The organism is Alteromonas sp. BMJM2, assembly GCF_027257845.1.
GTDB lineage: Bacteria > Pseudomonadota > Gammaproteobacteria > Enterobacterales > Alteromonadaceae > Alteromonas.
Genome location: NZ_JAPVOT010000014.1, coordinates 40,095 through 53,495, shown reverse-complemented (window position 1 = coordinate 53,495; position 13,401 = coordinate 40,095). Strand labels below are relative to the sequence as shown.

The following is a 13,401-nucleotide window of genomic DNA, read 5'->3' as shown; positions in this document are numbered from 1 at the left end:
AGATAACTCTGAGGCGTTGAAGGCTCTAATTCAAGCTTACACAAATATGCGTTGCAGTGCACGAACGGTCGGGGAAATGGGTGATCGGAATGGGCCGGAACATGCATCAAGACTGTCATCCTAACTCAACGTGAAAGGGTGTGATAATTATCGTAAATGATTTTGTGGTAATTGCGATTGCCCAAGGACTGCAACGACCAAAATAAAGCTGTCTTCCTTAGTAAAGTAAGCGGTGTGCTTACCAATCGGGAAATAAAATCCATTTTCATATAAATCGTCACAGCTTCTGCCTACTGATGTATTATCAGCAAGCATCTGAAATCCAGTGAGAAGCGTGTCTTTGTATGCGTTCCACTGCCTCTCGGAAAAGTTTTTAACGGTATAATGTTTGATTTTGTGTAAATGAGTCTGTGCTAATTGACTTAGTTTATATTTACTTTTGTGCATACTTTACTTACAACGCGTTTAGGAAGTTTTCACCGTCAACTACATTGTCTTGTGCTAAGTTTGCTTTTGCGGACTCAAAGCAATGTTTGATGTAATCGGCCTTCATAGCTTCAAGCTCTTCATAGTCTCTAATCGACATCACAACAACAACATCTTTGTTGTTTCTACTAATTTTGACTGGCTCACGTTGAGCGTTCAGCAGCAGTTCACCGAAATTACGTTTGGCATCATTCGCTGTTAATGTCTGCATGGTTAAGCTCCAAATTCGTAAGTGAGATAACATTGTAGTTTATCGCGCAGAATGTGCAATATAATTAAACCGTGCGATTAGCGCAGAGAAAATATGCAGTGGGCACTTTTTCTCACTGAGCAAGTAAACTACCTTATCGACAAATGAGTTGTAACGTGTAAGCGCGTGTTGGTCTTTTTGTGATAATGATAAGGCCAGAAGAATTCTTCTGACCCAAAATTAAAACGCAATAAAGACTGTAGCTAATTTCAACAATTCCACCGGCGAAACTTTTATAGTCCGTGATTGCAAAGTCCTTAAAGCTAATTGAAGAGTCTCTGCGTTTCCATTTCATCCCTTGTGGTGCAAGGTAACCCAAGTAAACAACAATCTTAGGAAGCAGGCATATGCTCTATTTCGTCTTGATAGGATTGAAGCATTTGATTCAGGTTTATCAGTAACCGAAGGGCTTTCAAGCAAATGTACACTAACAGTGCCATTTTTTCATAACTGAGAAAACGGCCCTCGTCACTCGCTGTTGTTTAGCAATCAAGCCAAGTGGTTCGATTGAAAATAACTGGGTTTGAAGCACGACAGTTATTGGAGCTTGGTTTGGCAAAAGTGCGATTACTACCAAGAAAAGCGGCGTTATGCCGCTTTTCTTGTATGTAAACAGAACCTAAATACATTGGCAATGTATCTATTTTACTGCTCTTATTGACTGCTTTTGCTTACTACCCTTATTCACTAATGACACCGCAGGCCACGCGTTCGCCACCGCCGCCGAGCTTTTTGGGGGTATCTGAATAGTTATCACCTTGTGCGTGAATCATTAACGCGCGACCTTTAATGTCTTCAAGTTCTAGTTCTGGCGCGAAAATAGGTTGGTCGGCATGTCCGTTTTCGTCAACGTAAATAACAGGGAGGTCGCCTTCGTGACCTTTTTCAGACCAAGGGGTTCCGTGCTTGCCTGTATTTTCGGGGTCAAAGTGTCCACCTGCTGCGCCGCCTAATACCTTTTTGCCGTCTTTCATTGAAGGTGAGCAATCACCATTCTGATGCACGTGAAAACCATGCACCCCTGGTGTTAATCCTGAAAGGCTAGGCGTAAACACAACGCCGTCATCGTCATAACTGCTCACCATTACACTGCCAATACTCTTGCCAGTTTCTAGGTTTTTCATTATAACCTCTTTACCATCTTCTTGATGATGGCCCGCGAAACAACCTGCGCTTAGTAGTAATGACATTGACCCTGCAAGGGTAAATTGTAAACGTTTCTTCATGATGTTCTCCTTATCTTCATATTCAACGTTATTAGCATTTATTGCTAGGTACAAAGATTAGCAGCACGAAACAAGCCAGCTTAATTTGATGATTCGTAAAAGCGCTACAGCCCTTATTAAAAGGAGCTTTTACGCTATATTGAAGCCAAAGATTCACTGCGAACATCACCGCCTGCTCGTATGATTCGGACGTTATTATGAAAAAATTACCGAAACTCTTCACCTCATCACATACCTTTAATACGCTCACTACTGAGCTTCTGTTAACCGTCAGGTTGTTGAAAACCAATACGAGAAGTAAATGTAAGGCGTAAATATAAGGGGTAGATGGCAATGAACAGCGTTTAGCCTAAGCGCACTAATGCTTTAGTCCGTGGTTTTTTTAGCTAGGAAAATAGTGTGCTTACTTCCTTTTCCTTTGCGAGCTCTGGCAATACGTGTAGACACTTTGTAGCCTGCATTTTTTAAGCGAACGGAAAATAAATAATCAGGCCCAGCAGACCATATGGCAAGCATGCCACCAGGTTTAAGCACATTATAAATTTCTTCTAAACCGTCTATTGAATAAATCCAGTTATTGTCGGAGTGAGTTAGGCCTTCAGGGCCATTGTCCACGTCGAGCAATATTGCATCAAACGTTGGCTTTCCGGTATTTAAAAGGTGTTTAACATCTCCAAGTACAACATTCGTTCTAGGGTCTTGTAGTGGGTTTTTAGCGCAGTTGCCAAGGGGGCCTTTATTCCACTCTACAACTTCAGGGATGAGTTCGGCAACGGTAACCTTAGAGCTTGGCGTAACTTCATTCAGCGCGGCTCGTAGTGTATACCCCATGCCTAACCCACCCACTAAAACATGAGCGTTCGGTGTCGTTTTAAGATGGGCACAGCCCATTTGAGACAGTTCTTTTTCTGAATTGAACACGCGGCTATTCATTAATTCGCCACGAATGCCAGAAAGCCTAATACTAAACTCCTGATCTCGCTGAGAAAAGGTTAACTCGCCACCATTGTTTGGAATTTTAGCTGTACCTAATTTAACCCATGGAACCATGTGAAGACGTGTCCTTTTAACCGTATATATTGCGTGAATTGAATGCCGGCGCGCAGAGTAGCACAGAAATAAATGGGGTCAGAACCAAATTTACTACCCCAGTTAACACACCGACATGCAAACCCAGCCTCCAGTGATTATAAAAAGCTCGCAATATCACTGAGTGATTTCTTCTGTGTGGCGTGAGCCGGTATAGTCGCATTGTCGGCAGGATATCCCGCAATTATCAGCATGTACGCTCTTTCGTTATCGGGTCTACCACACACGTCGGTTAAAAAGTTCATAGGCTTAGGGGTATGGGTAAGCGTCGCTAATCCGGCGTTGTGTAGGGCGGTAATCAGCATTCCCACGGCAATGCCTACCGACTCATGAACATAGTAGTTTTGCTGCTTTTCTCCACCTTCGGTTTCTCCAAATTTTTGACTAAACACAGCAATAAGCCAAGGCGCTATTTCCAAATACGGTTTTGCTGCGTCTGTTCCTAATGGTTTCAAGTCGTTTAGCCATTGTTGCCCGGCGCGTCCTTCATAAAAGCCACGTTCATGGGCTTCGGCGTGCTCACGGATCTTTTGTTTCATCGAGGGAGAGTTAATGGCAGCAAAGTGCCAGGGCTGATGATTGGCGCCGCTTGGTGCAGTGCCAGCAGTTAATAAGCAGTTCTCGATAATGTGTTTGTCCACCGAGCGGTCGCTAAAATGGCGAATACTGTGTCGTCGCTGCATGGCTTTTAAAAAGTCAGCGCTTCGCGACTTCATGGTGGGTTCTGAATATTCTATAAAGTCATGTAAGGGCAATTGGTCGTGAGGCTGCATTATTTTATCCGTCGTGGGCGTATTTGTATTTTTTTATTCGCCATAGAGTAAAGGGATTGACGCTCACTATCAAAAAAAGAGTGAGCTTAATTATGTGCCTCTGTCGAAGTGCGTCAGTTTTTGTCGTAAGGACAATGCATGCTTAATGTCCTTTTTAACCCCACTTACTGCCAATGATTTCATTGAGGGGCACAGCATGCACAATTTATTATCTAAAGAAAAAGAATCTAAAGAAAAAGAATCTAAAGACTCGGAATTTAAAGAGACAAAATCTAAAGAAATTAATATTCACGTAATCGGCGTTGGCGGTTGTGGAGGTAACGCAATCACCAACATGGCCGGCTTGTGTCAACATTCCAATATTCGATTTACTTCTATCAATACCGATATATCTGCACTTCACCAATGTAATAATCATGAAGTTCTTCTTATAGGCGAAGCCACAACAAAAGGGTACGGAGCAGGCGCCGATCCGCAGGTGGCATACAACGCCGCTCTCCAAAGTGAAGAGGCCCTAAGTACGTTGATAGAAAACGATACCATTATCATCATTATTGCTGGGTTAGGTGGTGGTACTGGCAGTGGGGTTACGCCTGTTCTTTTAGACATGGCTAAGAAAAACAACATAGACGTGATGTGCTTTGTTACTTTGCCGTTCAAATCCGAAGGCAGTAAGCGAAAAGAAATTGCGCTTACTGCTCTTCAAGAAATAAAAGCAGCCGCAAATGCCACGTTAGTGCTTTCAAACGATTCGCTGATGGCCGCATTAAATGAAACCGTTGGTCTGTTGTCGGCATTTCGCCATTGCGATACACAGATGCACCGAATTGTAGAAGCTATTATCACTATGCTGACAAAGACAGGCTATATCAATGTAGATATTAATGACTTTAGCCATATTTTGTCATTAGAGGGAAATACGGCATTAGGTGTTGGGGTAGCAGAAGATGGTAGCTTACTGTGCGATGCGTTAACTCACGCTTTAGAAAATCCATTGGTTGATGATCAAAGTATCATTGGAGCGCAGGGCGTTATTGTGCAGCTTACTTGCAAGGAAGAGCCTAGTTTAGCGATGTATGAGCAAATGCTGGCGACACTGCAAAATTTAATTGAGAGTTCCCGAGCGCTCATAATAACTGGCGTAACGGTATCGGCGGAGCTACCCCATTTTAGTGAAGTATTAGTTATTGCAACGGGCATTCCTGTTGCCCCACAGCATAGCGAAATAAAAGAAGGTGGCGAATTTGAGAAAAGTACTGAGTCAGCCGAATACACTGAGTTAGAACACTACAAGCAGTTAGAGCAATTCAGTCTGTTAGAAGAAGTCGATATGATAGAGCAAAGCAGAGAATTAGAAGAATATCGTGAGTTTATAGAAGAAATGTTACCTATGAAAATGAACGGTTCTCGCATTAACGCAAATCTTGAGTCGAAGTATTTCAATATTCCGGCATTTATTCGCCAGCAAATGAAGCAGTGACTCATTAAAGGGGAAGTGGACAGCGCCAGTGGCGTACTGGCGCGCAAGACAACACTTACAATCTGCCATGCAGACTATGAGCGACTGTAGGTCGTGAATAGTTTCTGCGACATTTCTAAAAAGTAATTTCTTAATTTTTGGGGGCCGATAACTTCAATATTGTCGCCAAGCCCTCTTAAAAACGCTCTTAGCTTATTGGTATCTTTTACGGTTGCGGTTAAAAACGATTGGTCGGGATGGGCAGACTGACTAATGGTTTGATCTTCAGAAAGCCTGTAGCCGTGAAGAAGAAAGAGCGAATTATTTTTTACCAGCAGTTTAAGCTCAATGCTCTGTTTTCTGTTGTTATTGAGTAGCTGAACGCTTTCAAGTTCGCCAAAGCTCTGCTGACAGTCATCCTCGGTTACCTGCACGTTTCTGATAAAATGTAAGGGTAGCGCGTAGCGTCTTTTGTGTAGCTCCCCAAACGAACAGACAAACAATTGGCGACCATCCTGTTTAACCAACCCCATAGGGTTTACTCGATCGTAGTGTTTCCAAAGCATCGTATTGCCACCGCTAAAAATGCGTTTAATATCAGCCGAAATTTGTTTTTTGAAAAAGATGGCGCTTTTAAGCCTTTCAAAAGAAATTGCATCTATTTCTGGAGGTAAAAGGGGCTGGGTGATATGCGATTCTGCCACCGATTTTAACCAGTTGCTGAGTAGAGAATCGCTGTCTTGTTGCAGAATTTGCGTTGCCTTGGTGAAGTAGGGCTGCAATTCGCTAAGTGTTGAATTAGGCAGGGTGGCGCCTGATTGCTCGAGTACCTTAAATGCAAGCGCTGTATTGCCATCCATCAAGCTAAGATTCAGCTTTTTAAAGTTGGCATTGATAAACCAGCCATAGGGTTTTGAGCGTTTGTCTACTTCGAGACCAAAAAGTCCAACGGTTTCTAAATTGACTAAATCTCTTTGTATCGTCCGCATATCAATGTGGCTGTGACCGCAATTCTGCAGATTCTCAAATATTTGCCGGCTTGATACTTTACGTGGTGCCGTTGGCACAAATTGTAAAATGTCTAATTTGCGTTGAAATGCGCTCATTGTAGTAAACAAGTTTCCTTTATGTGGTAGCACGATAGCATATCAACAGCATGCGACAAAAAATGTCGCATGTTGTGAGTTCACGAAGTATAGAGTAATAGCGAATGTTTAAATATTGTATTTCATGTGATTATTTATGGTAACTTTGAGTTATGTGACTATTTATGGGCTCTTTTTAAAAAGTGTGAATTAATGGTTTCTTGTTGCTCACAAAGTGTTCAGTACACAGTGTTGCATATGTATAAAAATACAGGCAATCTAGAATTATAACGGATAAGCTCCCACCTTCAGCGAAACTCATTTTTAGAGGGGATAATGGATAAATTAACAAAGCGGGCAGCGGTGATCACCGGTGACATCGCCAACTCACAGCACTTAAATGATGAAGATTTAAAACATGTGCTGGCAGTACTCACCACAACGCTTAAAGCGCAAACGGCAATGTATCATGGCGAGTATGATGTGTTTCGTGGCGATGCGTTTCAGGCCGTAATACCCTCACCGCAAAATGCCATGCAAACTGCGGTATGCATAAGGCTTGCTCTAAAAGCTTGCACGCCCTCAACCGATATTCGTATTAGCGTTGGTCTTGGCGAGGTAAACGTTACTGATGGACAGGTAAAAACTGGGAGTGGAGATGCCTTCGTTCGTTCGGGTAGGGCATTAGATACTCTGAAATCGCAATACTTGGTGTTTACTAGCGATGATGAAGCTTTAAATAAGCATGCAGCACTGCTAACCGCATTTTTAGATAGCCATATTACGGCGTTAACTCAAACTCAATCAGAAACCCTGCTTGCCTATATTTGTGCAAAAGATAAAGCCCATGAACACATTGCGAATACGCTGGGCAAAACGAGAAGCAACGTTACCCGAATTTTAAATGCCAGTGGATATCACTTGGTGAATGAATATCTTGAGCATATGGCATCTGAAATTAGCGCGTGATGTTAGGGGCAGGAGATATAGAATGGAAGCCCTTGGTATACAAGTGTTGGGTACAGAGGTGTTGAGCATAGGAGTGCTGAATATGGGTGGAATAGGTGCAGAGCAGCTGCAGTTACAACAGCTAGCCCTGATAGCCGGGCTATTGGTAGCCCACGTGTTGGGAGACTTCTATTTTCAGCCTACCGGCTGGGTAAAAAGTCGCAATACTAAACATCTGCTGTCTCCGGCATTGTACTTACATGCTTTACTTCATGGCGTGCTGGCATTTTTTGCTTTATTGATTTTATCTTTATTTGCCACGCTTGCGACAAAAGAGACTGGCGCTGCATCAAGTGAAACGGCAATAGAGCTTATACCCTTATTTTTAGTGGCTATTGGCGTAACGATGACTCATTTTATCATTGACGCAATTAAGTCTTACGCTAGCCCAACTACCTTTGCTTTTATTATCGATCAAGCTGCGCATATTACCGTTGCTATCATCTTGTGGGCGCTATTAACACAACAGATCACGCCATTACTGCAGCATATTTACGCCATAAACTATCAGCATTTGGTACTGCTGCTCGCATATTTAATTATTTTAAGCCCTACTTCTATTGTTATAAAACAGCTGCTTTCGCCATGGACCCAAGAGCTAGAGGAGTTGACCAACCCTAAACGCACCAGCGAATTAGTGCAGCTTCCCGTACAGCGCACCCTAGCCATGGCGGGTCAGCGTATTGGCTATTTAGAGCGACTACTTATTCTTACTTTTGTGTTGTTGAATCAATTTGCTGCAATTGGCTTTTTAATTGCGGCAAAGTCCATCTTTAGGTTTGGCGATTTAACAAAGAGCGAAGACAAAAAGCTTACCGAGTATGTGTTGCTAGGTACGCTGACCAGTGTGGTTATAACAATCGCGACGGGCCTTGTAGCAAAGTGGTGTATGGGCAAGCTGTGACCTTATATGCTTCAAAACTAAGCTTCAAAACTAGGCTTCAAAATTAAGCTTCAAAACTATGCTTCAAAACTAGGCGATTAAACTAAGCTTCTAAACTAATGCGACTAAACCAGACTACTAAAACGCTGCCTGATAGAAATAACTGGATATAATGACAGTGGTTATTTATTATGGCGATAGACATAATAAAGCATTCATTAAACGAGTTTTCATGTGAGTAGTTACAGGTAGTTGAACGCAGTTACATATAGCTACAGAAAAAGTTTCAGATGAAGCCTCGAATGCAGCTTTTATACAAAGCCTTCACATGTAGTCAAACATGCACCACCCACTCAAAATAATATGCTAAATAGAGCCGATGAAGTTATACATTGCCGAGAAGCCTAGCCTAGGAAGAGCCATCGCAGAGGCCTTACCTAAGCCTCAAAAAAAGCACCAAGGTTATATCGAAACAGCTGGTGGCGATGTAGTTACGTGGTGTGTGGGCCATATTCTCGAACAAGCAGACCCCGATAGTTACGATGAAAAATTTAAGAAATGGCAGTTAGAACACTTACCTATTATCCCTAACCAGTGGCAGCTAAAACCAAAATATAAAACAAAAAGCCAGCTAGCGATAATCCGTAAATTTGTGAAGCAGTGTAGCCAAATCATTCATGCTGGCGACCCAGACAGGGAAGGGCAACTTCTGGTTGATGAGGTTATCGATTACTTAAACGTACCATCACAAAAGCGCGACAGTATGCAGCGCTTACTTATCAGCGATTTAAACTTACCCGCGGTAAAGCGCTCTTTAAACCAGCTGCAACCTAATAAGCATTTTATTCCTCTTTCGGTATCAGCATTGGCAAGAAGCCGCGCCGACTGGCTATACGGTATTAACCTAACGCGAGCCTATACCATTCAGGGTGGCAAAGTTGGTTATCAAGGGGTGCTGTCTGTAGGACGAGTGCAAACACCCATATTGGGGCTGGTGGTGAATAGAGATAAGGAAATTAACAATTTCGTATCGAAGCCTTTTTATGAGGTGTTGGCCCATATTACAACGCCTTCACAGCAACCGTTTACTGCAAAGTGGCAGCCGAGCGAGGCGTGTCAGGCTTATATGGATGATGAAGGGCGTGTACTTTCAAAGGGGTTAGCTGAAAATGTGGTAGCAAGGATATCGAATCAACCTGCAACCATTGATGATATTAAAAAGCAGCAAAAAAAGCTGAATGCACCTTTACCTTTCAATCTTTCAACCCTACAAATTGATGCGGCTAAGCAATTTGGTATGAACGCCAAGCTGGTGCTCGATGTGTGTCAGTCGCTGTACGAAAAACACAAGCTCATTACCTATCCTCGCTCAGACTGCCGATACCTTCCCAGCGAGCAATTCTCCTTGGCGAAGTCCATTGTGGCTATGCTTGCCAAAGCAGAGTTACCGTTTTCTAGTGCGGCTCAACAAGCCGATACTTCTATTAAGTCCAAAGCGTGGAATAATGCCAAAGTTAGCGCTCATCATGCCATTATCCCGACAGAAAAATCACCTTTAGGGCTGTCCTTAAGTCATCTAGAACGAAACGTGTATGGCCTTATCGTTAGGCAGTATCTTGCTCAGTTTTATCCTGCTTTTATTTATCAACAAACTCATGTTGCGCTAACCATTGCAGGTGGCAAGTTTGCCACAACTGCCAATGTTACCGAGCAACTGGGATGGAAAGTGCTCTTTGAAAGAACTAGCGAAAAAAGCAGCGATAAAGGAAGCGAAAAGGGCGGAGAAAGCAAATCGAACTCTGATAGCCCATGGCAAAAAGGCTCGCTGCCAGAACTGAACAAAAACGACAGCCTGCATTGCGAAAAAGGAGAGTTGCTAGAAAAGCAGACTCAGCCTCCCAAACACTTTACTGACGCCACACTGCTCGCTGCCATGACGGGGATAAATCGCTTTGTTAAAGACCGAAGCTTAAAGGCAATATTAAAAGATACTGACGGTTTGGGCACTGAAGCCACGCGGGCCGGAATAATCGAGCTGTTGTTTAAGCGTGGCTTTTTGAAGCGACAAGGCAAAATTATTAATGCTACACCCGCAGGAATTGGCTTGGTAGAAGCCCTTCCTGAAATGTGCACAACACCCGATATGACGGCTAAATGGGAGTCAACGTTAAATAGCATTGCCGAGCAACAGACAAACTATAAAAGTTTTATGCAGCCACTAGAAAATACCTTACACGAGCTTATCGACATTGCGTCAAACAACGTGCCTGTGTCACTGAAAGGCATAAAATCAACGGTGAAGCCTGCCTATAAAAAGCGTAGGCGAACCAAAAAGAAGGAGTCGTAAAACAGCACTACGTGTTGTCACAACAAGACTTTATCGTTGCATCGTGCTACTACTATCTCAAACCTCTTACTTACTATTTTTGGGTAAATGAATAATGAAAAAGTCCCGAATTCAGATAATAGCTGGCTTAGTGTCAGTCGTTCTTGTTCTTACTATAGTGTTGTACGTGAATACGTTACTGAGTTTTAAAGACACTCAGCTACAGGTAGACAGCTCGCTGCCTAAAGCACCGCTTAACGAAGACGCCGCGGTAGCGCGATTTGCTAAAGCGATCCAGTTTGAGACGATTTCATATGATGATCCGTCAAGGCTAAACCCTCAGGCTTTTCTAGGGTTACATGAACACATACGCGCTAGTTTTCCCCTTGTTCATCAGCAGGCCGAACATTACACCATTAACCAGTACAGCTTGGTTTATCACGTAAAGGGTAGCAACCCTGCTCTTAAGCCAGCACTGTTTATGGGGCATATGGATGTAGTACCTGTAGATGAAGGTACAGCAGAGCAGTGGAAGCAGGCACCCTTTAGTGGCGCCATTGTAGACGATGTTGTTTGGGGTAGAGGCACCATCGACGACAAAGTAACGGTTATGGCTTTGCTTGAGGCAATGGAAACCCGTCTAAGAGAGGGCTTTTCTCCACAGCGAAGTATATATTTTGCGTTTGGTCACGATGAGGAAATTGGCGGTAAGCAGGGCGCCGCAAAAATTGCAGAACATTTTGAGCAACAAGGTCTTAGTTTTGAGTTTGTGCTTGATGAAGGCGGGGCTATTACTCAAGGGTTGATGAAAGGCGTCGAGCAGCCGGTTGCTATGGTTGGCGTTGCAGAAAAAGGCTTTGTAAACCTACGGCTTACTGTAGCCTCAGAAGGTGGGCATTCTTCTCAGCCTCCTGATCATACAGCAGCAGGCGTGTTAAGCCAGGCCATTGTGAATATAGAAAATAGCCAGTTTGATACTAATTTAAGCTACAGCTACAACACATTTTCTCATGTAGCGGCTTATGCACCGCTGTCTTTGCAGCTGCCCATGGCTAATTTATGGTTGTTCTCGCCCATTGTAGAGCAGTCTATGCTGTCAGCGCCAAGCAGCGCGGCTGGTATTCGCACTACCATTGCAGCCACTATGTTGGAGGGGAGCAGTAAGTCGAACATATTACCTACAATAGCCAGTGCAGTGGTGAACGTACGTATTCTGCCCGGTGATAGCATAGCCAGTGTGAAGCAGCACATTGTTGAGGCAATTGATGATTCTAGAGTGAGCGTTGAGACGTTTATGGAAAATGAACCATCACAACTTTCGCCGCTTAACAGTACTGGGTATAAGCTCATCGAGTCTAACATTCGTCGCATGGACGACAAAGTGTTAGTTGCGCCATATCTGGTAATGGGAGGCACGGATGCAAAGCATTTTTATGGCTTATCCGATAACGTCTATCGATTCATGATGGTAAGGCTAGATAAAGAAAGCCTGAAGCGATTCCACGGTGTCAACGAGCAGCTGGCGGTAAGTGATTACCTGCAAGCGGTGAGTTACTTTTACAGCTTGCTTGCAGATGCTGGTGAATAGAGGCCAGAAGTTACTTAGCTAATTTGCTACTTATCGAAAGAGCATTATGGCGTATTTTGCTGCTGTAAAAAGCGCTTGGGCGTGAGCCCCGTCCAGCGCTTAAATGCTCTGAGAAAGCTGGCAGACTCGGCGTAGCCTAGCTGACTTGCAATTACCGCAATGGATAACCGCTGTGATGACAGCATATCAATTGCGCGTTTTTGTTGTTGTGCATCGATAATATTGCGATAGCTAGAGCCTGCCGCATCGAGTTTTCGTCGAAGGGTTCGCTCGCTCACGCCCATAATTTGTGCCAATTCGGATGCCGAAGGATAAGCCGATTGATAGCCCGCAATAAGAGTTTTCACTTGTGTAATCAAGTCTTGCTGAGCGGGATAAAAAGTGTTGAGTAATTCATAGGCTTGGGCTTTGTACAATTTATGTGCCCAAATATTACTGTGTTGTTGACTAAGCCTAAGCATGGCGGCGGGAATGCGAAACCAATTATAAGGTTGGTCAAAGCTTACATCAAAATTCAAATATTTTTTATAATTCGCTAAATGATGTCGTTCTGGCTTTGAACGCACGGTGCCTCCTATTAATACATGTGGCGCCCCTGCCAAAAACTCCCGCATAAATATATAAGTGCCCATGAGATCTCTATCGGCAATAAAATCTCTTAACTTTCTAGGTGCATCGGGCACAGTATAGCGCACCTCAAGGCCCTGAGAATCAAAGTGCAATGTCATGTGAGAAAAGAGTAAAGACAGGTGCTGAAATTGCGCACCAACGCGAGCCGATTCTAACAATGTATCTGCTGTCATTAGCAGCATGGCGTAAGTGCCGTAAGAGGTAAACGACACTTGGCTACCCACTTTTACGCCTAAAATCGGATCGTTAAGTAATTCAATGGTATCGCCCACAATGTCTAGCTCCAAATGGGTGTCAATCATAGCCGCGCCTGTGAGGTTATCGAGGGATAACCCACGAGCAGCAAGGATTGATTGCGGGCTGCGTCCTTGTTCTTCCAATGCTTTAAAGAGAGGAAGTAACCCCAAAATAGAGCGCTTTCGCTTAAACGGCTGAGTAACACCGAGAAGCTGCTTATCCTCAAAGAGACTACCAGACTCACTTACCTGAGATGTGTTCACCGTCATAACGTTTTCAGCGTTGCTTATTTCATCATTTACACATATTGCCATAATGGCCGTTTAAGTCAATGATTGACAGCCTATGTCATAGTTTATGT

At 43.5% G+C, this 13,401-nt stretch carries 12 protein-coding genes; 5 read left to right on the top strand and 7 right to left on the bottom strand.

Annotation, left to right across the window (positions count from 1 at the left end):
* Positions 1 to 147 precede the first annotated feature (147 nt).
* The 5 genes from O9X84_RS14285 to O9X84_RS14265 all read right to left on the bottom strand — a co-directional run bounded on the left by O9X84_RS14285 (position 148) and on the right by O9X84_RS14265 (position 3,824).
* Positions 148 to 447, bottom strand: coding sequence for a type II toxin-antitoxin system RelE/ParE family toxin (locus tag O9X84_RS14285; RefSeq protein WP_269520387.1), 300 nt, complete (start codon positions 445 to 447; stop codon positions 148 to 150).
* Between the two features lie 7 nt (positions 448 to 454).
* Positions 455 to 697 (bottom strand): type II toxin-antitoxin system Phd/YefM family antitoxin, encoded by a 243-nt coding sequence (locus O9X84_RS14280; protein WP_269520386.1) that lies wholly within the window; start codon positions 695 to 697, stop codon positions 455 to 457.
* Between the two features lie 719 nt (positions 698 to 1,416).
* Positions 1,417 to 1,962, bottom strand: a complete 546-nt coding sequence (sodC, locus tag O9X84_RS14275; RefSeq protein WP_269520385.1) for a superoxide dismutase [Cu-Zn] SodC — start codon at positions 1,960 to 1,962, stop codon at positions 1,417 to 1,419.
* A 366-nt stretch (positions 1,963 to 2,328) separates the two neighbouring features.
* Positions 2,329 to 3,012, bottom strand: coding sequence for a spermidine synthase (locus O9X84_RS14270; protein ID WP_269520384.1), 684 nt, complete (start codon positions 3,010 to 3,012; stop codon positions 2,329 to 2,331).
* A 137-nt stretch (positions 3,013 to 3,149) separates the two neighbouring features.
* Complete coding sequence (locus tag O9X84_RS14265; protein ID WP_269520383.1) at positions 3,150 to 3,824, bottom strand: nitroreductase family protein; 675 nt, start codon at positions 3,822 to 3,824, stop codon at positions 3,150 to 3,152.
* Positions 3,825 to 3,969: 145 nt separating this feature from the next.
* On the opposite strand from O9X84_RS14265, the gene O9X84_RS14260 reads away from it, so the two are divergent.
* The gene (locus tag O9X84_RS14260; RefSeq protein WP_269520382.1) at positions 3,970 to 5,304 is read left to right on the top strand and encodes a cell division protein FtsZ; all 1,335 of its coding nucleotides are present in this window, start codon (positions 3,970 to 3,972) and stop codon (positions 5,302 to 5,304) included.
* Positions 5,305 to 5,378: 74 nt separating this feature from the next.
* Here the strand turns inward: O9X84_RS14260 and O9X84_RS14255 are convergent, their stop codons facing one another.
* The gene (locus tag O9X84_RS14255; RefSeq protein ID WP_269520381.1) at positions 5,379 to 6,389 is read right to left on the bottom strand and encodes a helix-turn-helix transcriptional regulator; all 1,011 of its coding nucleotides are present in this window, start codon (positions 6,387 to 6,389) and stop codon (positions 5,379 to 5,381) included.
* A 315-nt stretch (positions 6,390 to 6,704) separates the two neighbouring features.
* On the opposite strand from O9X84_RS14255, the gene O9X84_RS14250 reads away from it, so the two are divergent.
* From O9X84_RS14250 to O9X84_RS14235, 4 genes are all read left to right on the top strand, one after another.
* Positions 6,705 to 7,337 carry a hypothetical protein gene (locus O9X84_RS14250; RefSeq protein ID WP_269520380.1) on the top strand — a complete coding sequence of 211 codons (633 nt, stop codon included), beginning with the start codon at positions 6,705 to 6,707 and terminating at the stop codon, positions 7,335 to 7,337.
* Positions 7,338 to 7,359: 22 nt separating this feature from the next.
* Complete coding sequence (locus O9X84_RS14245; protein ID WP_269520379.1) at positions 7,360 to 8,280, top strand: DUF3307 domain-containing protein; 921 nt, start codon at positions 7,360 to 7,362, stop codon at positions 8,278 to 8,280.
* A gap of 358 nt (positions 8,281 to 8,638) precedes the next feature.
* On the top strand, positions 8,639 to 10,606 hold the full coding sequence (locus O9X84_RS14240) for a DNA topoisomerase III (protein WP_269520378.1): 1,968 nt from the start codon (positions 8,639 to 8,641) through the stop codon (positions 10,604 to 10,606).
* Positions 10,607 to 10,700: 94 nt separating this feature from the next.
* Complete coding sequence (locus O9X84_RS14235) at positions 10,701 to 12,173, top strand: M20 family peptidase (RefSeq protein ID WP_269520377.1); 1,473 nt, start codon at positions 10,701 to 10,703, stop codon at positions 12,171 to 12,173.
* 44 nt (positions 12,174 to 12,217) lie between these two features.
* Here the strand turns inward: O9X84_RS14235 and O9X84_RS14230 are convergent, their stop codons facing one another.
* On the bottom strand, positions 12,218 to 13,354 hold the full coding sequence (locus tag O9X84_RS14230) for a helix-turn-helix domain-containing protein (RefSeq protein ID WP_269520376.1): 1,137 nt from the start codon (positions 13,352 to 13,354) through the stop codon (positions 12,218 to 12,220).
* Positions 13,355 to 13,401: the final 47 nt, after the last annotated feature.